At 68.3% G+C, this 23,430-nt stretch carries 20 protein-coding genes; 10 read left to right on the top strand and 10 right to left on the bottom strand.

The features are described from left to right. The first annotated feature begins 78 nt into the window (after positions 1-78). Positions 79-621, top strand: coding sequence for a hypothetical protein (locus EV678_RS13535; protein WP_130459885.1), 543 nt, complete (start codon positions 79-81; stop codon positions 619-621). On the opposite strand, the gene EV678_RS13540 is transcribed toward EV678_RS13535, so the two are convergent. Genes EV678_RS13540 through EV678_RS13575 form a run of 8 tightly spaced genes read right to left on the bottom strand, consistent with a single transcriptional unit; the run spans position 614 to position 9,517 of the window. Then, on the bottom strand, positions 614-1,588 hold the full coding sequence (locus EV678_RS13540; protein WP_130459886.1) for a bile acid:sodium symporter family protein: 975 nt from the start codon (positions 1,586-1,588) through the stop codon (positions 614-616). The two genes, EV678_RS13535 and EV678_RS13540, sit on opposite strands and share 8 nt — an antisense overlap. A 34-nt stretch (positions 1,589-1,622) precedes the next feature. Next, entirely contained in the window at positions 1,623-3,212 is a 1,590-nt protein-coding gene (locus tag EV678_RS13545; protein ID WP_130459887.1) for a gamma-glutamyltransferase family protein, read from the bottom strand. A 17-nt stretch (positions 3,213-3,229) separates the two neighbouring features. Further along, entirely contained in the window at positions 3,230-3,967 is a 738-nt protein-coding gene (locus EV678_RS13550; protein WP_130459888.1) for a GntR family transcriptional regulator, read from the bottom strand. After that, the gene (locus tag EV678_RS13555) at positions 3,967-4,947 is read right to left on the bottom strand and encodes an ABC transporter ATP-binding protein (RefSeq protein ID WP_130459889.1); all 981 of its coding nucleotides are present in this window, start codon (positions 4,945-4,947) and stop codon (positions 3,967-3,969) included. The genes EV678_RS13550 and EV678_RS13555 overlap by 1 nt, the downstream gene beginning before the upstream one ends. Beyond that, positions 4,944-6,002, bottom strand: a complete 1,059-nt coding sequence (locus tag EV678_RS13560) for an ABC transporter ATP-binding protein (RefSeq protein WP_130459890.1) — start codon at positions 6,000-6,002, stop codon at positions 4,944-4,946. The genes EV678_RS13555 and EV678_RS13560 overlap by 4 nt, the downstream gene beginning before the upstream one ends. Continuing rightward, a complete protein-coding gene (locus tag EV678_RS13565) occupies positions 5,999-6,892 on the bottom strand; it encodes an ABC transporter permease (protein ID WP_130459891.1) in 894 nt (297 codons plus the stop codon). Before EV678_RS13565 ends, EV678_RS13560 begins: the two co-directional genes overlap by 4 nt. 13 nt (positions 6,893-6,905) lie before the next feature. Next, entirely contained in the window at positions 6,906-7,859 is a 954-nt protein-coding gene (locus tag EV678_RS13570) for an ABC transporter permease (RefSeq protein ID WP_014235527.1), read from the bottom strand. Between the two features lie 47 nt (positions 7,860-7,906). Continuing rightward, positions 7,907-9,517 carry an ABC transporter substrate-binding protein gene (locus EV678_RS13575; RefSeq protein ID WP_014235526.1) on the bottom strand — a complete coding sequence of 537 codons (1,611 nt, stop codon included), beginning with the start codon at positions 9,515-9,517 and terminating at the stop codon, positions 7,907-7,909. A gap of 369 nt (positions 9,518-9,886) precedes the next feature. Here EV678_RS13575 and EV678_RS16555 point away from each other — a divergent pair, with 369 nt between their 5' ends. The 6 genes from EV678_RS16555 to EV678_RS13605 all read left to right on the top strand — a co-directional run bounded on the left by EV678_RS16555 (position 9,887) and on the right by EV678_RS13605 (position 17,320). Next, on the top strand, positions 9,887-10,522 hold the full coding sequence (locus tag EV678_RS16555) for a TetR/AcrR family transcriptional regulator (RefSeq protein ID WP_014235525.1): 636 nt from the start codon (positions 9,887-9,889) through the stop codon (positions 10,520-10,522). A gap of 26 nt (positions 10,523-10,548) precedes the next feature. Beyond that, a complete protein-coding gene (locus EV678_RS13585; protein WP_130459892.1) occupies positions 10,549-11,703 on the top strand; it encodes an efflux RND transporter periplasmic adaptor subunit in 1,155 nt (384 codons plus the stop codon). Then, positions 11,700-14,903 (top strand): efflux RND transporter permease subunit, encoded by a 3,204-nt coding sequence (locus EV678_RS13590; RefSeq protein WP_130459893.1) that lies wholly within the window; start codon positions 11,700-11,702, stop codon positions 14,901-14,903. Before EV678_RS13585 ends, EV678_RS13590 begins: the two co-directional genes overlap by 4 nt. A 65-nt stretch (positions 14,904-14,968) precedes the next feature. Further along, positions 14,969-15,634 (top strand): protein-L-isoaspartate O-methyltransferase family protein, encoded by a 666-nt coding sequence (locus EV678_RS13595; protein ID WP_014235522.1) that lies wholly within the window; start codon positions 14,969-14,971, stop codon positions 15,632-15,634. A gap of 9 nt (positions 15,635-15,643) precedes the next feature. After that, on the top strand, positions 15,644-15,967 hold the full coding sequence (locus tag EV678_RS13600) for a rhodanese-like domain-containing protein (RefSeq protein WP_130459894.1): 324 nt from the start codon (positions 15,644-15,646) through the stop codon (positions 15,965-15,967). A 9-nt stretch (positions 15,968-15,976) separates the two neighbouring features. Continuing rightward, positions 15,977-17,320: a TolC family outer membrane protein gene (locus EV678_RS13605; RefSeq protein WP_130459895.1), complete on the top strand. Its 1,344-nt coding sequence runs from the start codon at positions 15,977-15,979 to the stop codon at positions 17,318-17,320. Here EV678_RS13605 and waaA read toward each other — a convergent pair. Both waaA and waaC read right to left on the bottom strand, forming a co-directional pair. Beyond that, the gene (waaA, locus tag EV678_RS13610) at positions 17,298-18,581 is read right to left on the bottom strand and encodes a lipid IV(A) 3-deoxy-D-manno-octulosonic acid transferase (RefSeq protein WP_130459896.1); all 1,284 of its coding nucleotides are present in this window, start codon (positions 18,579-18,581) and stop codon (positions 17,298-17,300) included. The two genes, EV678_RS13605 and waaA, sit on opposite strands and share 23 nt — an antisense overlap. A gap of 6 nt (positions 18,582-18,587) precedes the next feature. Next, positions 18,588-19,559: a lipopolysaccharide heptosyltransferase I gene (gene waaC / locus EV678_RS13615; RefSeq protein WP_014235518.1), complete on the bottom strand. Its 972-nt coding sequence runs from the start codon at positions 19,557-19,559 to the stop codon at positions 18,588-18,590. An 82-nt stretch (positions 19,560-19,641) separates the two neighbouring features. Here waaC and EV678_RS13620 point away from each other — a divergent pair, with 82 nt between their 5' ends. The 3 genes from EV678_RS13620 to EV678_RS13630 all read left to right on the top strand — a co-directional run bounded on the left by EV678_RS13620 (position 19,642) and on the right by EV678_RS13630 (position 23,429). Beyond that, on the top strand, positions 19,642-20,421 hold the full coding sequence (locus tag EV678_RS13620) for a glycosyltransferase family 2 protein (RefSeq protein ID WP_130459897.1): 780 nt from the start codon (positions 19,642-19,644) through the stop codon (positions 20,419-20,421). 19 nt (positions 20,422-20,440) lie between these two features. Continuing rightward, positions 20,441-21,445 carry an NAD-dependent epimerase gene (locus EV678_RS13625; RefSeq protein WP_130459898.1) on the top strand — a complete coding sequence of 335 codons (1,005 nt, stop codon included), beginning with the start codon at positions 20,441-20,443 and terminating at the stop codon, positions 21,443-21,445. A 121-nt stretch (positions 21,446-21,566) separates the two neighbouring features. Beyond that, complete coding sequence (locus tag EV678_RS13630) at positions 21,567-23,429, top strand: polysaccharide biosynthesis protein (protein WP_014235515.1); 1,863 nt, start codon at positions 21,567-21,569, stop codon at positions 23,427-23,429. Position 23,430: the final 1 nt, after the last annotated feature.

Below are 23,430 nucleotides of genomic sequence, written 5' to 3' on the forward strand. Positions count from 1 at the left end.
GCTGATTGTATATTCCGATGGAAAAAAGTGTTCGCTATTGTCAGGTCTCCCATTGTCGTTTGGCCCAAGGAGCCCGCCATGGCCTGTCACGAGCACCTCCATCCCCGTCTGCCCTTTCCCCTGCTGCTGGTGGGCTGTGCCCTGGCCATTGCCGCCGCCGCCCTGCTGCTGGGGGCCGGCATCGGGGCGGGCGGTGCCGGTACGGCGGAGACGATGCCGGGCATGAGCCGGGCGGAGTGGCGGGAGGCCGGCCTGCTCTATCTGGCGGACCAGCGCAACGGCCAGGTGCGGGTGTTCCGCCTGCGGGGCGACCTGCCGGTGCCGGTGGCCACCCTGGCGCCGGGCCCCCGGCGCAGCATCCGTGCCCTGGGCCTGGATGGGGCCGCGGAGCGCCTGTGGGTGCTGGATGTGGCCGGCCTCAGCCTCTACGATGCCCGCAGCCAGGTGCTGCTGGGCCACTGGCCGGCTCCCGCCGGGGTGGCGTTCCAGTCCCTGCTGGAGGGGACGTCGCCCTCCCGTCCCCTGGCCGTGCTGGCGGCGGACGGGGCCGAGTACCGCCTGGGCGCCGCCGACCTGATGGCCGGTGGCCGCCCTGCCTGGCAGGTGCGCCGGGCTAGCTAGGGGCGGCCTCGGCACTACTCCAGCGCTGGGCCAGCATGCCGCCGGCCAGCAGCTGCAACGGGTGGTAGATCATGATCGGCAGCAGGATGAGGCCGATGGCCGGATTGGCGCCGAAGATCAGGTGGGCCATGGGCACGCCCGAGGCCAGGGTCTTCTTCGAGCCGCAGAAGACGCTGGCGATACGGTCTCCCCGGGGCATGCCCAGCAACCGCGCGCCCCACTGGGTGAGGGCCAGCACGAGGAGGAAGAGCAGGGCGCAGCCGGCCACCGTCTGCAGCAGCAGCAGGGGGTTGTAGCGGGACCACACCCCTTCCTTCACCGTGTCGGCGAAGGAGGTGTAGACCAGCAGCAGGATGGTGATGCGGTCCACCTTCTGCAGCAGGCCCTTGTGCCGGCTGGCCCAATCCTTCAGCAGGGGGCGGCTGAACTGGCCCAGGACCAGGGGCAGCACCACCCACAGCAGCAGATCCACGATCACCGGGCCGACGGCGAAATTGCCGCCGCTCTGGTGCAGCACCCAGGCCATCCACAGGGGCGTCAGCAGCACGCCGATGAGGCTGGAGAGGGTGGCGTTGAAAACCGCCGCCGCCACATTGCCCCGGGCGGCGATGGTCAGGGCCACCGAGGAGGAGACGGTGGAAGGCAGGGCGCACAGGTAGAAAAAGCCGATCTGCAGTGGCGCCGCCATCCAGCCGGCGCTGCCCCACAGCAGGGCGACGCCCAGCAGGGGGAAGAGGAGGAAGGTGCTGCACTGGACCAGCAGGTGCACCCGCCAGCGCAGGGCGCCGTCCTTCATCGAGGCCAGGGACAGGGCCAGGCCGTTGAGGAAAAAGACCAGGGCCACCCCCAGCTTGTTGAGCAGCTCCGGCTGCAGGAAGCCGCCCTTGGCGCCGGGCTCGGGCCAGAGGAAGGCCAGCAGCACCGCTCCCAGCATGCCCTTCATGAACCAGTCGAATTTGAATCCCATCGTGTTGTCTCCCTGGGGAAATGTCCGTGACGCCTTACCAGGCCGCCACGCAGCCGTCGCTGCGGGGGTCCTCGCCGCCCTCGATCCAGCCCTCCGGGTGCAGCACCAGGGCGCCGGCGTGGCCCATGCGTTCGTCGAAGTCGCCGGCCATTTCCACCGGATGCCCCATGGCCCGCAGTCGTTCCACCAGGGCCGGGTCGTAGCGGGATTCCAGTTTCAGGGTGGTGCTCTGCTCGGCCCAGGTGCGGCCCAGCAGCCAGCGCGGCGCCGCCACGGCGGAACGCACGTTGTGGCCGCCCCAGACGTAGCGGGAGAAGACGGCGGCCTGGGTCTGGGGCTGGCCCTCGCCGCCCATGGTGCCGTAGACCAGCAGGCGGCCGTCGTCCAGCTGGGCCAGGGCCGGATTGAGGGTGTGGAAGGGCTTGCGGCCCGGGGCCAGGGTGCGCAGCCGGCCCGGGCGCAGGTCGAAGGAGCAGCCCCGGTTCTGCCACCAGATGCCGCTCTCGGGCAGCACCACGCCGCTGCCGAATTCGAAGTAGATGCTCTGGATCATGCTCACCGCCCGGCCGGCGCCGTCGATGGCGCCCATCCAGGTGGTGTCGCCATCCGACATGGGGGCCGGCCAGGGGCTGGCCTGTTCCAGGGGAATGGCGGCGGCCAGGCGTTCCACCAATCCGTCTGCCAGCAACTCCCGGGGATCTATCTGCATCGAGCCCGGGTCGCCCACGTGGCGGTCCCGCTGCAGGAAGGCCTGCTTGGTGGCCTCCACCAGGGCGTGGATGCCCTCCGCGTTGTCGGGATTCCAGCCCTCCCGGCGGATGCGGTCGTAGATGGCGAGGATGAGCAGGGAGGCCACGCCCTGGGTCGGTGGCGCCTGGTTGTACACGGTGCCGACGGAGAGCTTCACTGCCAGCGGGTCCTGCAGGGAGGCCCGGTGGGCGGCCAGGTCGGCGCCGCTGACGGGGCTGCCCACCCGGGCCAGGTCCCGGGCGATGACGCCGGCCAGGTCACCCCGGTAGAAGTCCTCCGCCCCGGCCCGGCCCAGCTGCTCCAGGGTCTCCGCCAAGCGGGGGAAACGGTGCTGCTGGCCGTACACCGGCAGTTGGCCGTGGTTGAGAAAGGCGGCGGCAAAGCCCGGCTGCTGCCGCAGTTCCGCCAGCTTGGCCCGGGTGTTGTCCTGCTGGCTGCGGGTCACGGGGAAGCCGTGGCGGGCATAGTGGATGGCGCTTTCCAGCAGGCGGGAGAGGGGCAGGCGTCCGCCCCAGGCCGCCCGGCTGTGGGCGTGGGCGGCGGCCCAGCCGGAGACGGTGCCGGCCACCGTGTTGGCGGCCAGGGGACCGCGCCAGGGAATGCTTTCCAGGTTGCCGTAGAGCTCCGGGGTGACCTGGGCGCCGGCGGCGCCGCAGGCGTCGATGGAGCGCACCGGCTGGCCGGGGGCGTGCAGCAGCCAGAAGCCGTCGCCGCCGATGCCGGTCATGTGGGGATAGACCACGGCCAGGGTGGCGGCCACGGCGATGGTGGCCTCGATGGCGTTGCCGCCTTCGCGCAGGATGTCGAGCCCGGCCTGGGCGGCCAGGGAATGGGAGGCGACGACGGCGCCGCGGGTTCCGAGTACGGGATTCATGGAATGGCCTTTCGCGATCAGGGCAGGGGGTCGGGCGGGAGGGGGGCGGCAGCAGCGGCCGGGGCGTTGCCCCAGGCCGGCGCCGCCCGGGTGGTGGCGCTGCGGGCGGAGATGAGGTGGGAGCGCATTTCCCGGTAGGTGGTGATGACGTCGTGGGCCAGGATGGCCTCCACGATCACCGAGTGCTCCTCGAAGGATTCGCTCATGCGTTCCAGGTTACGGAACTGGGTGCGGCGGAAGCTGGAGACCCGGTCCCGCAGGCTGGTGGCCATGTCGATCAGTACCGGGTTGTAGCAGCCGCGGATGATGGTGGCGTGGAGGGCGACGTTGGCCGCCTCGTAGCGCTCGATGTCGCCGGCCTGCATGGCGGCCCGGCCCTCGGCGTGGTGCTGGCGCATGGCGGCCCGGTCCGCCTCGCTCATGCGCAGGGCGGCGTGGCGGGCGCAGGCGGCCTCCAGTTCGGCGATGGCCTCGAACATGTGGTTGAGCTGTTCCACCGACAGGGCGGCCACCACCGAGCCCCGGTTGGGGCGGGTCTCCACCAGGCCCATGATGGCCAGCTGCTTGAGGGCCTCCCGCACCGGGGTGCGGGAGACGGCGAAGCGGGCGGCCAGGGTCACTTCGTCCAGGCGGGTGCCGGGGGCCAGCTGGCCGAGGACGATCTCGTCGGCAATCCTGCGGCAGACATCCTCCGCCAGGCTGCCCCGGCTGCGCCCGGCCTCCGGCGGGGCGGCGGTGTGGATGGCGCTTTCCATCAGGCGGCCTCCCCCAGCAGGCGCACCGGATGCCAGCAGGCCAGGGTGCGGGCGCCCTGCTGCTCCAGGGGCGGGATGTCGCGGTGGCAGCGCTCGCTGGCGTGGCTGCAGCGGGGGGCGAAGCTGCAGCCCGGGGGGAGGGCGGCCAGGTCCGGCGGCGAGCCGGGGATGGCCTCCAGGGGCCGGCCCCGGTGTTCGTGGCCGACGGTGGCCGCCAGCAGGCCCCGGGTGTAGGGGTGGCAGGGCTGGTGCACCAGCTGGCCCACCGGGCCCTGCTCGACGATGCGGCCGGCGTACATGACGGCGATGCGGTCGGCCACCTCCACCGCGGCGCCGATGTCGTGGGTGACGAAAATCACCGACATGCCGGTTTCCCGCTGCAGCTCCCGCAACAGCAGCAGGATCTGGATCTGCACCGTGGCGTCGAGGGCGGTGGTGGGCTCGTCCGCCAGCAGCAGCTTGGGCTTGCAGGCCAGGGCCAGGGCGATCATGGCGCGCTGGCGCATGCCGCCGGACAGCTCGTGGGGATAGGCGTCGAAGCGGCGGCGGGCCTGGGGAATCTGCACCCGCTCCAGCATGGCCAGGGCCCGGGCGGCGGCGGTGGCCTGGTCCACGCCCTCGTGCACCCGCACCGCCTCGCTGATCTGCTGGCCGATGGTGTACACCGGGTCGAAGGCCAGGCCCGGCTCCTGGAACACCATGGAGACGGTGCCGCCCCGGTAGCGGTCCAGCTCCCGGCCGCGCAGGGCCAGCACGTCCTGGCCGTCCACCCGGATGCGGCCGGCGGTGCGGGTGTGGCGCTCCGGGTGCAGGCGCAGCAGGGTGCGCAGGGTGACGCTCTTGCCCGAGCCCGATTCCCCCAGCAGGCCCAGCACTTCGCCCTGGCCCAGTTCCAGGCTCACCTGGTTGAGGGCGCTGGCGCGGCGGGCGCCGTGGAACTGCACGGTCAGATCCTGGATGGAGACGAGGGGGGCGCTCATGGACGTTGCTCCTGGTGGGCTTCCGGGTGGCCGGAAGCGGGATCGTTGAGATGGCAGGCCGCCAGGTGCTCGCTATGGCGGCCCATGTCCCGCAGGGCCGGCGTGGCGCTGGCGCAGACGGCGTGGGCGTGGGGGCAGCGGTCGCGGAAGCGGCAGCCGCTGGGCGGGTTGATGGGGTTGGGCGGGTCGCCGGCCAGGGGCGAGGCCTGGGTGCGGTGCTCCGGGTCCATGGAGGGCACGGCGGAGAGCAGGGCCCGGGTGTAGGGATGGGCCGGATGGCCGTAGATGCGCTCCACCGGGCCGCTCTCGATGACCTGGCCCAGGTACATCACCATCACGTAGTCCGACAGGTAATGCACCACGTGCAGGTCGTGGGAGATGAAGAGATAGGTGAGCTGGCGCTCCGCCTTCAGCTCCTGCAGCAGGTTGAGCACCTGGGCCTGGACCGACTTGTCGAGGGCCGCCACGGCCTCGTCCAGGATCACCAGGCGCGGGTCGAAGGCCAAAGCCCGGGCGATGTTCACCCGCTGCCGCTGGCCGCCGGACAGCTCGTGGGGATAGCGGCCGGCGAAGTGGCTCGGGTCCAGCCCCACCCGGTCGAGCAGTTCCCTGGCCTGGTGGTCGGCCCGGGCGATGCCGTGCACCCTGGGCCCGTAGGCGATGGTTTCGGCGATGGTGAGGCGGGGATTGAGGGAGGCGAAGGAATCCTGGAACACCATCTGCAGGTTGCGACGGAACTCCTTGAGGCGCAGGCCGCGGAATTCCTCCACCCCCTCGCCGTCGAAGATCAGCTCGCCCGCATCGGCGGGCATCAGCCGGGCCACCAGGCGGGCGGTGGTGGATTTGCCGCAGCCGGATTCGCCGACGATGCCCAGGGTCTTGCCCTTGGGGACGGAGAAGTTCACCCCATCCACGGCGTGGACGAACTTGCGTTCCCGGTCCAGGGGGCTGCTGCGCACGGGAAAGTGCTTCTTCAGGTCGCGCACGATGAGCAGGGGCTGGGCGGGGCCGCCCATGTCGTGGGGGGCGGGCGTGGGGGCGAGGGCGGCGTTCATTTGCGGATGTCCATGGCGGAGCGCACGCTGTCAGCGAGCAGGTTGAAGGCGATGGAAGTGACGAAGATCAGCACGCCGGGCAGGGCGGCGACCCAGGGATTGCTGTAGATGGCCGAGCGCAGGGTGTTGAGCATGAGGCCCCACTCGGGTTCCGGCGGCTTCACCCCGAGACCGAGGAAGGACAGGCCCGAGGCCAGGATCATGCTGACGCTGAGGAGGCCGGTGGCATAGACGAAGACCGGTCCCAGCACATTGCCCAGCACATGGGTGCGGATGATGGAGAAGGCCCCGGCGCCGCTCATGCGCGCCGCCTCGATGTAGTCCAGCTGGCGCACCTGGGTGGTGACGCTCTCGGCCACCCGCACCACCTGGGGCACGAAGACCAGGGTCAGGGCGATCAGGCTGTTGCTCATGCCTGGCCCCAGGGCGCCGGAGATGGCCACCGCCAGCAGCACCGAGGGGAAGGCGTAGAAGATGTCGAGCACGCGCATGATGGCCATGTTCACCCGGCCGCCGACGTAGCCCGCCAGGAGGCCGATGGTGGTGCCGATGCCGAAGGCCGCCAGCACCGGCACCACGCCCATGAGCAGGGAGAGGCGGCCGCCGTGCATGAGGCGGCTGAGCAGGTCGCGGCCCAGCTCGTCGGTGCCGAGAAGGAAGCCGGGGCTGCCGATGGGCAGCAGGCGCTTGATCATGCTGGCCTTGTAGGGATCGGCCGGGGCCAGCCAGGGCGCGAAGACGGCGGCGCCGACGATCAGCAGCAGCACGGCGGCGCTGGCCATGGCCATGGGGTCGCGCCGTAGTTGGCGCCACACCACGGTCCAGTAGCTGCGGCTGGGCTGGGCCGGCGCCGCAGCGGCCGGCAGGGGGAGGGGAAGGGTTGCGGACATGGTCGTTCCTCTTTCAGCTGCGGCCCATGCGCGGGTCGATCAGGGGTTGCAGGATGTCCACCAGCAGGTTGAGCACCACGAAGAACATGCACAGCACCAGGATGGTTCCCTGGAGCAGGGGGATGTCCCGCTGGAAGATGGCGGTGTTGAGAAGGAAGCCGGTGCCGGGCCAGGCGAAGACCGTCTCCACCAGGATGGAGCCGCCCATCAGGTAGCCGATCTGCAGGCCGGCCACGGCCAGCACGGTGGGGGCGGTGTTCTTGGCCACGTGGCGGAAGACGGCACCGCCGGAGAGGCCCCGGGCGCGCAGGGCGGTGACGAATTCCTGGCCCAGCATGTCGGCCACCAGGGCCCGCACGGTGCGGGTGATGATGCCCATGGGGATCACCGACAGGGTCAGGGCCGGTAACACCAGGTAGCGCAGGTGCTCCAGGTCCCACAGCCATTCGCCGGAGCCGCCGGGGCCGGCGCCCATGGCCGGGAACCAGGGCAGCCAGATGGAAAAGAGGATGGTCAGTACCAGGCCCAGCCAGTAGTGGGGGATGCTGACGCCGACCACGGAGAGGGCGGTGGCCGCCTTGTCGATCCAGGTACCGTGGCGGTAGCCGGCAAGGGCACCGAGGATGCAGCCGAGCACGACGCCGATGGCGGCGGCCATGCCGGCCAGGAGCAGGGTGTTGCTGACGGCGCTGAGCACTTCGGCGGTGACTTCCCGGCCCGAGGCGATGGACAGGCCCAGGTCGCCCTGCACGGCGCGCATCAGCCACAGGCCGTACTGCACGGGCACCGGCTTGTCCAGGCCATAGGCGCTCTTCAAGGCCTGGATCACCTCTTCCGGCGCGTCGGCCGGGGCAATGGCGTTGAGGGGGTCGCCCGGGGCCAGATAGACGAGGACGAAGGACACCACCGTCACACTGAGGGCGATGGGGATGGCGTAGATCAGCCGTTTCAGGATGTAGGCAAACATGGCGGGCTTTCCGTCATGGGCCGGGGCTAACCCCGGCCCGGTGGGGATTACATGCGGATGGTGGTGAGGTCCTGGAACCAGTGCTGGGCCTGGATGAACTCCTTGACCTTGGGCGACAGGGCGTGGGGATTCACGTCATGCACCACCCACAGCATCTGGGCGTCGTCCACCATGCTCTGGTGCACGAAGGCGAGCAGGCCGTCCTGGGTCTTGCTGTCGAAGGTGGTGCGGATCTTTTCCAGGGCCGCGTCAACCTTGGGGTTGTTGTAGCCGCCCCAGTTCACCCCGTTGGGCGCCACGTAATGGCTGTCGGTGAAGCGGGTGATGGCGTAGAACGGGTCGGCCGTGACGTAGCCCAGGTTGATGGCGGTGATGCCCTTGCCGGCGTTGATGTCGGCCTTGGCCCCGGCACGCCAGTGGCGGTACAGGTTCTCCAGCTCCACCACTTCGAAGGTCACCTCGATGCCGATCTCCGCCAAGCTCTGCTGCACGAACTCGTTCATGGGCAGGGACAGCATCTGGCCGGTGCCGCCCTGGGCGATGATGACCTTGGCCTTGAGGGGCTTGGAGGGGCCGTAGCCGGCCTGGGCCATGAGGGCGCGGGCGGCGGCCAGGTCGTAGCCGATCTTGAAGTTGGGCTTGCCGAACCAGGGGCTGGTGGCGTCCACCTGGCCCTTGGCCGGGGTGGCCAGGCCGCTCATCAGCTTGACCACCGCATCCCGGTCGATGGCCAGGTTAGCCGCCTTGCGCACCCGGATGTCGGTCCACGGCGAGCCCGGGTAGGTGGAGAAGTGGTAGGGCCAGACGTGGGGCGTGACGTTCTGCACCAGCTTGAAGCCGCCGGCCTTGAGCTGGGGCAGCACGTCCGGCGGCGGCGTCTCGATGATGTCCACCTGGCCGTTGAGCAGGGCGTTGGCCCGGGTCATGGCGTCGGGGATGGGCAGCAGGACGATGCGGTCGGTCTTGGGCAGGCGGCTCTTGTCCCAGTAGGCGGCGTTCTTCACCAGGTCGGCCCGCTCCCGGGGAACCAGCTTGTCCAGCTTGAAGGGGCCGGTGCCGGAGGGCTGGCTGGCCACCTTGTTCCAGTCCTTGCCCAGCTTTTCCCACTGGGCCGGGCTGGAGACCAGGAACCAGGGCAACTGGTAGGGGAACAGGGCGTCCACTTCCTTGGTGGTGATCTCCACCTCGTAGGGACCGACCTTGCGGTAGGAGGCGATGGAGGGAATGCGCGGGCGCACCTGGGCGCTCTGCTTGGCGTCGAACTGGGGCGACTTTTCCGCCAGGACCTTGTCCAGGTTCCAGATCACCGCGTCGGCAGTGAATTCGGAGCCGTCATGGAACTTGACGCCCTTGCGCAGGGTGAAGCGCCACTTCTTGTTGTCCTTCGGATCTGCCTTCCACTCTGTGGCCAGGCCGGGCACCAGCTTGCCGGGGCGGTTGCCCACATTGGCTTCCCAGGCGATCAGCGGGTCGTACAGGGTGTGGCCGGTGAACTGGTAGGCGCCGGCGCCCCGGTCCGGCTGGCCGGTGGTGAGGGGAATGTCGGCCATGGAAATGCCGTAGCGGGCCACCGTTTCTGCATGCAGTCCTGCATGCAGGGCGAAGCTCAGAGGGAGGGCTGCCAGCCAGTGGCGAAGCTTGAAATTGCGGGGTTTCATCGACTACTCCTAGGTTGGGGAGACAGTCCATGAATTGCATGCAACGTGCCAATCCGGGCCGGAGCGCCGATGTATTTCCTAGTCGCTTGAATGTGCTCTGCTAGTTGGCAAATTGTATTTTTTGCCGCGCCGGCGGCGGCAGTCGAACTTGCATACAAGATGCACCTGGACGGGGCGCATGCCCGGAGAAGATCACTGCTTAGGTGCCAGGCCAGGTTCCGTCATTGGCCGTAGGGCCGGCCTGGGGCGTGGCCCTTTGTCAGCGAAAGGAAGAGGCGGCATCAAGGGAAAAGGGGCGGGCTGGCGGTGGGTTGACCGGGCCTTCCCTTTTCAATACATTACTGACCGGTCAGTCAGTAATGTATTCCCATGTCTCTCTGTGATTCCGCCGATCCACCCCGCCGCCGCCGCAAGGAAGCCCGCCCCCAGGAGCTGACGGCGGCTGCCCTGGAACTGTTTACCGAACGCGGTTTCGCCGCCACCCGGCTGGAGGACATCGCCGCCCGGGCCGGCGTCTCCAAGGGCACGCTGTATCTCTATTTCGACAGCAAGGAAGCCCTGTTCGAGGCGGTGATCCGGGAAGGCATCATTCCGGCCATGAACGAGGGCCGCACCATGCTGGAGGAGCATCAGGGCTCGGCCAGCGAACTGCTGCGCTGCCTGCTGCTCGGCTGGTGGGAGCTGCTGGGGGAAAGTCCCCTGGGCGGCGTACCCAAGCTGATGGTTTCCGAGGCCGGCAACTTCCCCAAGGTGGCGGCGTTCTACCGGGAGAACGTCATCGACCCGGGCCGCGCCCTGCTGCGGGAGGCCCTGCAGCGCGGCATGGATCAGGGCGAGTTCCGTCCCGTGGATGTGGGCATGGCGGTGGACGTCATCTTCGCGCCGATCCTGATGCTGGCCGTGTGGCGCTATTCCATCGGTCCCTGCTGCGCCGAGGAGGAGCGGGACCCCGTCCGTTTCCTCGACACCCATTTCGATTTGTTGATCAAGGGCCTGCGGCCGTGAGCGCCGCCCCTTCCGGAGTCCTCCCCATGAAAAACATCCCTTCCTTCGTGCTGCTGGCCGCCACGGCCATGGTCCTGGCCGCCTGCGGCAAGGAGGCGCCCAAGGCGCCCGAGCCTCGCCCGGCCCTGACCCAGGTGGTGGGTGCCGCCGGCCAGAGCGACATGCTGTGGGTGGGCGAGGTGCGAGCCCGCTACGAGACCGATCAGGGATTCCGCATCGGCGGCAAGGTGATTGAGCGCAAGGTGGACATCGGCGCCGTGGTGAAAAAAGGACAGATTCTCGCCCGCCTGGACCCGGTGGATGCGGGCCTCTCGGCTGCTGCTGCCAATGCCCAGACCAAGGCGGCCGAAGCCGACTTCCTGGTGGCCAAGGCGGAATACGAGCGGCAGAAGAAGCTGCTGGAAAAACAGTTCATCTCCCAGAGCGCCTTCGACAGCCGGGAGGCCCAGTTCAAGGCCGCCCAGGCCCGCCTCGACCAGGCGCGGGCCCAGGCCGCGGTGACCGGCAACCAGGCCGGCTACACCGACCTGGTGGCGGAAAAGGACGGGGTGGTGACCGACGTCAAGGTGGAGCCGGGGCAGGTGGTCAGCGCCGGCCAGCCGGCCATCCGCCTGGCCCTGGCGGGCGACAAGGAAGTGGTGGTGGCGGTGCCGGAAGGCCGCATGAAGGGCATCGAGCCCGGCACCAGCGCCGTCATCCGCCTGTGGGCCAACCAGGACCAGTCCTACGCTGCACGGGTGCGGGAAGTGGCGCCGGCAGCCGACGCCGCCACCCGCAGCTTCCAGGTCAAGGTCACCGTGCTGGAGCCGGATGCAGGCCTGCGCCTGGGCATGACCGCCGGCGTGCTCATCGGCAGCGCCGAGGCGCCCCTGCTGGTGCCCACCGCGGCCCTGACCCGTCTGGACGGCAAGAACACGGTGTGGGTGGTCAATCCCCAGAGCGGCGAGGTGCAGCCCCGCAGCGTTACCACCGGGCCCTTCCGGGAGGACGGCGTGGTGGTGGAAAAGGGCCTGGCCCGGGGTGAGCGGGTGGTCATCGCCGGCGTGCACAAGCTGCAACCCGGCCAACTGGTGCGAGCCGTGGAGCCGAGCACCGTGCCCCTGCCCATGGTGGGCGGCGGTGGGGCCGGCCCCGTGGCTGCGACCCCGGTGGCGGCCAAGCCGGCGGAGTCCGCCAAGTGAAACGCTTCAACATTTCCGAGTGGGGCCTGCGGCATCCGGCCCTGGTGCTCTATTTCATGGTGGCCCTGACCCTGGTGGGTCTGCTGGCCTATTCCAAACTGGGCCAGTCGGAAGATCCGCCCTTCACCTTCAAGGTCATGGTGGTGCGCACCGCCTGGCCCGGCGCCAGCGCCCAGGAGGTGGAGCGCCAGGTCACCGAGAAGATCGAGAAGACCCTGCAGTCCGTGCCTTACGCGGACATCATCCGCAGCTATTCGCGGCCCGGCGAATCCATGATCTTCTTCCAGGCCAAGGACGCGACGCCCGCCGCGGCGGTGCCGGACATCTGGTACCAGGTGCGCAAGAAGGTGGGCGACATGCGCTACACCCTGCCCAAGGGCATCGAGGGCCCCACCTTCAACGACGAGTTCGGCGACGTGTACGGCAATCTCTACGCCGTGGTCGGCGACGGTTTCGGCTATACGGAACTGAAGCGCCAGGCCGAGGCCATCCGGGCCGAACTGCTGCGGGTGAAGGACGTGGCCAAGGTGGATTTCTTCGGCGAGCAGAAGGAGCGGGTCTATATCGAACTCTCCAACGCCAAGCTGGCCACCCTGGGCATCGACGGCGCCGCCGTGGTGGCCGCCCTGCAGAACCAGAATGCGGTGCTGGCGGCCGGCAGCTTCGATACCCCAAGCGAGCACATCCGCATCGACGTCAGCGGCCGTTACGACGACCTGACGGCCCTGCGGGAAACCCGTCTGCGGGCCAACGGCCGCGAGGTGCGCCTGGGCGACATCGCCAGTATCGGCCGCGGCTATGAGGATCCGCCCACCCAGAAGATCCGCTACATGGGCAAGGAAGCGGTGCTGATCGGCGTCTCCATGGCCAAGGGCGGCGACATCATCCGCCTCGGCGGCGGTCTCGACGGTGCCGTGGCCTCCATCCAGGACCGCCTGCCGGTGGGCCTGGAACTGCACACCGTCTCCTCCCAGCCCCAGGCGGTGCAGCGTTCGGTCAATGAGTTCGTGCGTTCCCTGATCGAGGCGGTGATCATCGTTCTCGGCGTCAGCCTGCTTTCCCTCGGCCTGCGCACCGGCATCGTGGTGGCCATCACCATTCCGGTGGTGCTGGCCATCACCTTCCTCTTCATGCAGATCTTCGGTGTCGGCCTGCACAAGATTTCCCTCGGCGCCCTGATCCTGGCCCTGGGCCTGCTGGTGGACGACGCCATCATCGCCGTGGAAATGATGGCGACCAAGATGGAACAGGGCTGGGCCCGGGCCAAGGCGGCCTCCTTCGCCTACGAATCCACCGCCATGCCCATGCTCTCCGGCACCCTGGTTACGGCCGCGGGCTTCCTGCCCATCGCCACCGCCGCTTCCGCCACCGGCGAGTACACCCGTTCCATCTTCCAGGTGACGGTGATCGCCCTGCTCATTTCCTGGGTGGCGGCGGTGCTGTTCGTGCCCTATCTGGGCTACAAGCTGCTGCCGGATTTCGCCCACCACCGGGTGGCCCATCAGGAGCCGGGACGCCTCAGCCGCTGGCTGATGCGCCGCCTGCCCTGGCTCGAACGCTGGCTGCACAAGGAGCCCCACACCCACAGCGAGAACGATATCTACGCCACGCCCTTCTATCGCCGCTTCCGCGTCCTGGTGGATGCCTGCGTGCGGCGCCGCTGGCTGGTGATCGGCATCACCGTGGGCGCCTTCGTCGCCTCCATCGTCGGTTTCGGCATGGTGCAGCAGCAGTTCTTCCCCGATTCCACCCGGCCCGAACTGATCGTGGACCTGCGCCTGGCCGAGGGCGCCTCCTGGGATGCCGCCGACGCCGAGGCCAAGCGCCTGGAGTCCTGGCTGGCCGAGCAGCCCGGCATCGACAATGTGGTGGCCTACGTCGGCACCGGCAGCCCCCGCTTCTATCTGCCCCTGGACCAGCAGATGCCGCAGAAGAACTTCGCCCAGTTTGTCATCCTGACCCAGGGGTCGCCGGAACGGGAGGCCCTGCGCAGCAAGCTGATCGATCTCTTCGAGCATGACTTCCCCAGCCTGCGGGCGGCCATCAACCGTCTGGAGAACGGCCCGCCGGTGGGCTTCCCGGTGCAGTTCCGCGTCGCCGGCCCCGATCTCAATGTGCTGCGAGGCTACGCCCACGAGGTGGCCCAGGTGATGCGGGCCAATCCCAGCCTGGCCAATGTGCACCTGGACTGGGAGGAGCCGGCCAAGGTGGTCCGCCTCACCGTGGACCAGTCCAAGGCCCGTCTGCTGGGCGTCACCTCCAGCGACATCGCCAACCTGATCAACACCGCCCTCAAGGGCCAGAGCGTCACCGAGTTCCGCGACGGCGCCGAACTGGTGGATGTGCATCTGCGCGGTACCGAAATGGAACGGCGGCGTCTCTCCCTGCTGCCGGATCTGATGCTGCCGACCCGGGCCGGCAAGGCCGTGCCCCTGTCCCAGGTGGCAACCCTGGAGTACGGCTTCGAGGAAGGCATCGTCTGGCGCCGCAACCGGGTGCCCACCATCACCGTGCGCGGCAATATCTACGGCCACATGCAGGGGCCGGTGGTGTCGGCCCAGGTGGAGAAGTCCCTGCAGTCCATCAAGGCCTCCCTGCCCCTGGGCTACACCCTGGAAGTGGGTGGCGCCGTGGAGGAGTCGGCCAAGGGCGGCGCTTCCGTTGCCGCCGGCGTGCCCCTCTTCTTCCTGGTGGTGCTGACGGTGCTGATGCTGCAGCTGCAGAGCTTCTCCAAGGTGGCCATGGTGCTGCTGACCGCGCCCCTGGGCCTGGTAGGGGTGACCGTGTTCCTGCTGCTGTTCAACAAGCCCTTCGGCTTTGTCGCCATGCTCGGCACCATCGCCCTCTCCGGCATGATCATGCGCAACTCGGTGATCCTGGTGGACCAGATCGACCAGGACGAGAAGGCGGGCAAGCCCCGCTGGGAGGCCATCGTCGATTCCACGGTGCGGCGTCTGCGGCCCATCGTGCTGACGGCGGCGGCAGCCATCCTGGCCATGATTCCCCTGACCCGCAGCGCCTTCTTCGGCCCCATGGCCGTGGCCATCATGGGCGGCCTGACCGTGGCGACCCTGCTCACCCTGATTTTCCTGCCGGCCCTGTACGCCGCCTGGCACAAGGTCAAGCCTGCCGCACCGGCGGAGTCCCTGCAAACGGTGGACGAAACCCTGGCCGGCAGTCGCCAGGGGCCTCAGTTATAATCGCCTTTTTCCGCCAACCACATATTAGTAAGTGCTAATATAACGACCGCAGACGGGGACTCGTGATGGAACAAGTGCAAAACATGGAACAAGCCCGCTTCAACATGATCGAGCAGCAGATCCGGCCTTGGAACGTGCTGGACCAGGATGTGCTGGACCTGCTGTCCGAGGTCCGGCGCGAGGAGTTCGTCCCCGCCGCCCATCAGGCCCTGGCCTTTGCCGACCTGGAGATTCCCCTGGGCGAAGGCGCCGTGATGCTGGCCCCCAAGATGGAAGCCAAGCTGCTGCAGGAACTGGCCGTGCAACCCAAGGACAAGGTCCTGGAAATCGGTACCGGCTCCGGCTACATGGCCGCCCTGCTCGCCGCCAAGGCCGACCAGGTGACCAGCGTCGAGATCAGCCCGGCCATCGCCAAGACCGCCAAGGCCAACCTGGCCAAGGCCGGCATCAGCAACGTTTCCGTCGAAGTGGGTGATGGCGTGCATGGCTGGGCCGCCGGCGCTCCCTACGACGTCATCGTCGTTTCCGGTTCCCTGCCGGTGGTGCCCGAAGAACTGCTGCAACAGCTCAAGGTTGGCGGCCGCATGGCCGTATTTGTCGGTGAGGCCCCGGTGATGGAAGCCCAGATCGTCACCCGCACCGGCGAGACCACCTTCGCCAGCCTCAATCTTTTCGAAACCGTGGTGGCGCCCCTGCAGAACGCGCCGGCCAAGGAGCGTTTCCGTTTCTGATTGCCCCTGATGAACCAGCTTTCCGTTTCCTCCCTCGCCGACTGGCTGGCCGATCCGGCCCGCCCCCGCCCCCTGCTGCTGGATGTGCGCCAGCCGGAGGAGCTTGCCATCTGCGCCCTGCCGGACGTGGTGGCCATGCCCATGGCCACGGTGCCGGTGCGGGCAGACGAGTTGCCCCGGGACGAGGAAATTGTGGTGATCTGCCACCATGGCGGACGCAGCATGCAGGTGGCGATGTTCCTCGAGAACCGCGGTTTTAGCGCCATCCACAACCTGTCCGGCGGCATGCACGCCTGGGCCCAGGTGGTGGATCCGTCCATGCCGACCTACTGAAGGCTGTCCATGAAACTGAAAGCTGTTTCCCTGCTGCTGTCCTCCCTGTTCATCGCCGCCGCGGCCCAGGGGGCCGACCTGCTGCAGATCTACAAGGAGGCCCTGGACAACGACGCCCAGTTCACCGCCGCCAAGCACACCCTGGAAGCCGGCCGCGAAAAGCTGCCCCAGGGCCGGGCCGGCCTGCTGCCGACCCTGGGTGTGTCCGTGAACACCATGTGGAACGACGTGGAGTACCAGCGCCGGGTGTCGGGTGCGGCCGTCGCCACGGGCCAGTACAACAGCCACGGCTACAGCGTCAGCCTCAGCCAGCCCCTGTTCCGCTGGCAGAACTGGATGCAGTACGATCAGGCCAAGCTGCAGGTGGCCCAGGCCGAGGCCCAGTTCCTCCAGGCCCGCCAGGACCTGATCCTGCGCGTCTCCCAGGCCTATTTCGACGTGCTCTACGCCCAGGAGAACCTGCGCTCCCTGCAGGCCCAGAAGTCAGCCATTGCCCAGCAGCTGGAACTGGCGAAGAAGAGCTTCGAGGTGGGCACTGCCACCATCACCGACACCCACGAAGCCCAGTCCCGCTACGACCTGTCCACCGCCCAGGAAATTGCCGCCGAAAGCGATCTGGAAATCAAGCGCCGCAACCTGCAGGCCATCATCGGCCGGGAGGCGGGCGAACTGGCCACCCTGCGTACCGACACCACCCTGGAGCCGCCCAAGCCCGCCAACATGAACGACTGGGTGGCTTCCGCCGAGAAGGACGCCCTGGCGGTGCAGATCCAGGAAGCCCAGCTGGAAATCACGGACAAGGAAGTGAGCAAGCAGCGCGCCGGTCATTTCCCCACCCTGGACCTGGTGGCCACCCGCAGCAATGCGGTGCAGACCAATGGTGTGCAGACCAACCCCCTCTTCCCGGGGGTTGGCTACGAGCAGGATTCCACCGCCATCGGCCTGCAGTTGAACATTCCCCTGTTCCAGGGCGGCGCCGTGCTCTCCAAGCAGCGTGAGGCCGAAGCCAGCCGCGAGGCGACCCGTTCGACCCTGGAGTATTCCCGCCGTCAGGCGGCCCTGGGGGCACGTCAGTACTATCTGGGCGTGGTCAATGGCCTGGCCCAGGTGCGGGCTCTGGAAGCAGCCCTGGTCTCCTCCAAGTCGGCCCTGGATTCGAACAAGCTGGGTTACGAGGTGGGGGTGCGCATCAACATCGACGTGCTGAACGCCGAGCAACAGGTCTATTCGACCCAGCGCGACCTGGCCAAGGCCCGTTTCGATACCCTGGTGAACCAGCTGCGCCTCAAGGGCGTGGTCGGCAGCCTCACCGACGAGGACCTGCAGCGGGTCAACGGCCTGCTGGCGCGATAAGGGAACGGATCAGGTCCATGGTCCTGGCGGTGGCCCCGCCGTGGGCCGCCGCGAAGGCTGACGCCGCATCGGACATGATGCGGCGTTTTTCTTTGTCCCGCAGCAGGGCCTGGGCCGTGCCGGCCAGGGATTGGCCGGCCTCAAGACGCAGGGCGGCACCGGCGGCGACGGCATCCTCCGCCGCCTGGGCGAAGTTGAAGGTGTGGGGGCCGAGCAGCAGGGGGCAGCCGCAGGCCGCCCCTTCGATCAGGTTCTGGCCGCCGAAAGGCAGCAGACTGCCCCCCATCACGGCCAAATCGGCACAACTGAAGTAGGCCGCCATTTCCCCCATGCTGTCCCCCAGCCAGGCCCGGGTTTCCGGTGTCGGCAGGCCTTGGCTGCGCCGCACCAAGCTCATTCCCCTGGACTGGACCAGTGCTTCGACTTCGCCGAAGCGCTGGGGGTGGCGCGGCACCAGCAGGAGCAGCAGGTCGGGAATGTCCATGGCCGCGCAGGCGTCCAGGATCAAGGCCTCCTCGCCCTCCCGGGTGCTGGCTGCCAGCCAGACGGTGCGGCCGGCCAGCTGGCGGCGCCAGTCCTGTCCCTGTTGCCGCAATGCCGGGGCGATCTGCACGTCGAACTTGAGATTGCCGCAGACGCTGACCTGCTTGGCGCCGAGGCCTTGCAAGCGGGCTGCGTCGTCCGGGGTCTGGGCAGCGATGCCGTCGAGACCGGCCAGGGCCGGGGCGAACAGGCCGGGCCAGCGGCCGTAGCCGCGGGCCGAACGGGCCGAGAGGCGGGCATTGACCAGCAGCATGGGGACGCCATGGTGCCGGGCCTGGTGCAGCAGGTTGGGCCACAGCTCGGTTTCCATGAGCAGGCCCAGGCTGGGGCGGTAGCGCTCCAGGAAGCGGCCGACGGCGCCGGGATAGTCGTAGGGCAGGTAGCGGTAATGGAGGCGCGGGGCGTGGTCCTGGCCCAGGGCGGCGAACACCTGGGTGGCGGTGTCGCGGCCCGTGGGCGTCATGCCGGTGAGCAGGATCGAGTGCTGCGGATACTGGGCCAGTAGTTCGGCCAGCAGGGGCTGGGCGGCCCGGGTCTCGCCGACGGAGACGGCATGGACCCAGATCACCGGCCCCGGGATGGCCGCGCCGCTAAGGCCGAAGCGTTCACCCCAGTGGCGGCGATACTCCGGCTGCTGCCGGCTGCGTCGCAGCAGGCGCAACAGCACCAGGGGCGTGGCCAGGCGCAGCAGCAGGGTGTACAGGAGGCGGGAAACCATGGCGCGTCAGCCGGCCAGGGCCCGCTCGACGGCATCGAGGATGGTGGCGAGACTGGGTGGCGCACCCTTCTGGCCGTAGCTTTCGCAGAAGGCGTCGCCGAAGACGGCCGCTTGCACGCTGTCCGAATCGCAGAAGATGCCGACCGTGGGGCGTCCCAGGGCAGCGGCGAAGTGGGTGAAGCCCGTGTCCAGGCCCACCACCACCCGGGCCCCGGCCAGAAAGCGGCCGGCCGTGCCCAGGTCCATCAGGGGCGGGATGAAGGAACCGGGCAGCCGGGCCCCAAGGCGCTCGCTGCGCTGGCGCTCTTCGGGGCTGCCCCAGGGCAGGGCGGCGACGATGCCGTCCCGGGCCAGGCGCTGGCCCAGGGCGACCCAGTGCTCCTCGGCCCACAGCTTGGGCGGGCGGCTGGCGGCGTGCATCAGCACGGCGTAAGGCTGGCTGGGCAGCCAGTCGGCCACCAGGGGCTCAGCCTGGATGCCATAGCGCGGCGGCGTATCCAGGTCATAGCCGAGGGCGCCGGCAGCCACGGCACGGCAGCGGTCCACCACATGGCGCGACCATTTGATGGGCAGGCGCAGGTCGTAGAAGCGGGCGGCGAAAGGCTCCTTGATGCTGCGGGCGTCGCCGCCGACGATGCGTCCGCCGGGAGCGAGCCGGGCCAGCTTGTCCACCGCGGCGCTCTTCAGCAGACCCTGGCTGTCGAGGACGAAATCGTAGGCCTGGGCCTGCAGGGCACGGCGGAATTCCCCCATTTCCTGCCAGGCGTGGCGCTGGCCCAACTGCTTGCGCCAGCGGCGCCAGGCGATGGGAATGACGCGGCGCACGCCGGGGTGCAGGGAGGGAATGGGAACGTAGGCTTCTTCGGCCACCCAGTCGATGCGGGCCTCGGGGAAGCGGGCCAGGATGTCGGTGACGGCCGGGCAGTTGTGGACCAGATCCCCCATGGAGGAGGTCTTTACCATAAGAATTTGGGGCATCGGGGCGGCGGTGGTGGTTTTTGACTTGGGGCCGGGGCCGGGGGGATTTAGAATCCCTGCTGGCCTCCATTATAGCTTGCGCATGTCTTCTGCCCCTCCTCCCGCCGCGACGGCGCCCCTCAGTGCGGTGCTGATCACCCAGAATGCCGCCCATTCGCTCCCGTCCTGTCTGCAGAGCCTGGCGTTCGCCGACGAAATCGTCGTGGTGGATTCGGGCAGCAGCGACGGCACCGTGGCCCTGGCCGAGCACTACGGCGCCCGGGTTGTCCATCAAGAGTGGCTGGGCTTCGGCCGCCAGAAGCAGTTTGCCGTCAGCCAGGCGCGCCACGACTGGGTCTTTTGCATCGATGCCGACGAACAGGTGACGCCGGCCCTGGCGGCAGCCATTGGCGCCGCCCTGCAGGGGCCCCGGCATCACGCCTACCGGGTGGCCCGCTGCAACCGTTTCATGGGGCGCTACCTGCGCCATGGTGAGGGCTATCCGGACTGGAACCTGCGTCTCTTCCACCGCGGCCATGCCCGCTGGTCCGACGACGCGGTGCACGAGCACGTGCTGACCGGGGAAAGCGTGGGCGATCTGGCGGGGGACCTGCTGCACGACTCGGCCGAAACCCTGGACAGCTACCTGGCCAAACAGAACCGCTACACCACCCTGGCGGCCGAGGCCGCCCATCGCGCCGGCAAGCGGGCCGGCAGCGGCCGTCTGCTGCTGTCGCCCCTGTTCCGCTTCATCAAGTTCTACCTGGTGCGTAGGGGCTTCCTGGACGGCCTGCCGGGCCTGGTGCATACCCTGATCGGCTGCACGAACAGCTTTGCCAAGTATGCGAAAATGATCGACCTGCAGCGGCGCTCCGGGCGCTGAGCTTTCTTCTGGAATTCCCATGAAAATCCTGGTTACCGGCGCCGCCGGCTTCATCGGCATGCACACCGCCCAGCGCCTCCTCGAGCGGGGCGACGAAGTGGTGGGCGTGGACAACCTGAACGACTACTACGAGGTATCCCTCAAGGAAGCACGACTGGCTCGCCTGGCCGCCTATCCGAATTTCCGCTTCGTCCGCCTCGATATCGCCGACAGCCAGGGCATGCAGGAGCTTTTTGCCGCCGAGGGCTTCCAGCGGGTGGTGCACCTGGCCGCCCAGGCCGGTGTGCGCTATTCCCTGGCCAATCCCCACGCCTACGCCCAGTCCAACCTGGTGGGTTTCGTGAATGTCCTGGAGGGATGTCGGCACGCCCAGGTGGAGCATCTGGTCTATGCCAGCAGTTCCAGCGTCTATGGCGGCAACAGGAAGATGCCCTTCTCCGAGCACGATGCCGTGGATCACCCGGTGAGCCTTTATGCCGCCACCAAGAAGTCCAACGAACTGATGGCCCACACCTACAGCCACCTGTTCGGCCTGCCCACCACCGGGCTGCGCTTCTTCACCGTCTACGGTCCCTGGGGGCGCCCCGATATGGCCCTGTTCCTGTTCACCCGGGCCATTCTCGAGGGGAGACCCATCGACGTTTTCAACCACGGCAAGATGCAGCGGGATTTCACCTATATCGACGATATCGTCGAAGGGGTGGTGCGCGTCCTCGACCAACCGGCCCGGGCCAGCGAGTCCTTCGACGGGCTTGCGCCCGATCCGGCCTGCAGCAATGTGCCCTACCGCTTGTTCAATATCGGCAACGACCAGCCGGTGGATCTCCTGGCCTTCATCGAGGCCCTGGAAGGTGCCTTGGGTCAGGTCGCCAACAAGCGCTTCCTGCCGCTGCAGGATGGTGATGTGCCGGCAACCTGGGCCGATACGGCCCTGCTGGGCCAGGCCGTCGGCTTCGCCCCCAAGACCTCGGTGCAGGACGGGGTTGGCCAGTTTGTCCGCTGGTACCGGGATTACTACCGGTAAGTCGGTCCCGGTGTCGGCCCGTTCCCGTCTGGGCCAGGGCCGTAGCCCCTTCCGTCGTCCCGACGCTGTGCAGAGCGTCGCGGTGCAGTAAAATGGCGGCATATCTCAAGACAATGATCCGATGCCTGACTCCCACCAGGGCGATTCCGCCCAGAAGGCCTTTCTGGGCCTGATTTCCCGACGTTTCATCGCTTCCGCCTACGATCTGGTCGCCCTGATCGTCTGTTGGCTGGCCGCGTACTGGCTGCGTTTCAACCTCTCCCTGCCGGATGAGTACCTGCGGGCCGGCCTCTTTTCCCTGGCCATTCTGGTACCCGTCTATGTCCCCCTGTTCTGGCTCAGCGGCCTATACCGGGGGATCTGGCGCTACGCCAGTCTGATGGACCTGCGCCGGATCATCGTTTCCGTCGGCTTGGGCGGCCTAGTCACGGCGGTGGCGGTGTTCATGACCGGCATGCCGGGGGTGCCCCGTTCAGTTCTGGTGCTGCATCCGATCCTGCTGATTCTGGCGATGGGGGGCGGCCGTTTCCTCTACCGGGCCTGGAAGGACCGCTGCCTCTACGGCCACCTGGCCCTGTCCGGTGAGTCGGTGCTGATTCTCGGCGCCGGCGAGGTCGGCGAACGCCTGATCCGCGAGCTGCAGCGCTCCCCCCAATGGCGGGTGGCCGGCCTGCTGGACAACGATCCGGCCAAGCATGGACGGGAAGTGCATGGAGTGAAGATCCGGGGCGATATCGCCAGCATGGTGCATTGGGCCAAGGAGCTGGAAGTTGGCCATGTCATTGTCGCCATGCCCAGCGTCAGTGCCGCCGTGCGTCGCGGGGCCATGGAGCAGGCCGTGCAGGCCGGGCTCAAGGTGCTGACCGTGCCGGCCCTCGACGACCTGCTGTCGGGCCGGGTGTCCCTGTCCCAGATCCGCCAGGTGGAACTTGAAGACATCCTGGGGCGGGAGCCGGTGCAGCTGGACGATGCCGGCCTCAGTCGCCTCATCGCCGAGCGCACGATCCTGGTGACGGGGGCGGGCGGCTCCATCGGTTCCGAACTGGCCCGGCAGATTGCCCGTTTTGCGCCGCGCCAGCTGGTGTTGTTCGAAGTGTCCGAATTCGCCCTGTACCAGATCGAGCAGGAATTCCGTCGTACTTTCCCCGGCCTCGATGTGGTCTGCGTCGTTGGCGACGTCAAGGACGAGGCGCGGCTGCAGCAGGTCTTCGCCGCCTACCGGCCGGCCCTGGTGTTCCATGCCGCCGCCTACAAGCACGTGCCCCTGATGGAGAGCGCCAATGCCTGGGAGGCGGTGCGCAACAACGTCCTCGGCACCTGGCGGGTGGCCATGGCGGCGCGCCAGGCGGGGGTGGAGAAGATGGTCCTGATTTCCACCGACAAGGCCGTCAATCCCACCAACGTCATGGGCACCACCAAGCGCATGGCGGAGCGGGTGGTGCAGTCCCTGGAGCAGGCCGGCGGCGGTACCCAGTTCATCGTGGTGCGCTTCGGCAACGTCCTGGGCAGCAACGGCTCGGTCATTCCCACCTTCCGCGAACAGATCGCCCGGGGCGGCCCCGTCACCGTGACCCATCCGGACATCATCCGCTATTTCATGCTCATCCCGGAGGCAGCCCAGCTGGTGCTGCAGGCCGGTTTGATGGGCAACGGCGGCGAGATTTTCGTGCTGGACATGGGGGAGCCGGTGAAGATCGTCGATCTGGCCCGGGACCTGATCCGGCTGTCCGGTTTCACGGAGGAGGAAATTCCCATCGAGTTCACCGGGCTGCGTCCCGGCGAGAAACTCTATGAGGAACTGCTTGCCGACAATGAAATGACCCTGCCCACCCCCCACGCCAAGCTGCGGGTGGCCAAGGCCGAAAGCGCGCCGGAAGAGGCGTGGATCGGCGACCTGGCCCGCTGGCTGGAAACCCCGCCGGCGGACGTGGCCGGGATCAAGGCCGGGCTTGCCCGTTTCGTGCCGGAATACCGGCCCCAATAAC

The organism is Azospira oryzae (assembly GCF_004217225.1).
Taxonomy (GTDB): domain Bacteria; phylum Pseudomonadota; class Gammaproteobacteria; order Burkholderiales; family Rhodocyclaceae; genus Azospira; species Azospira oryzae.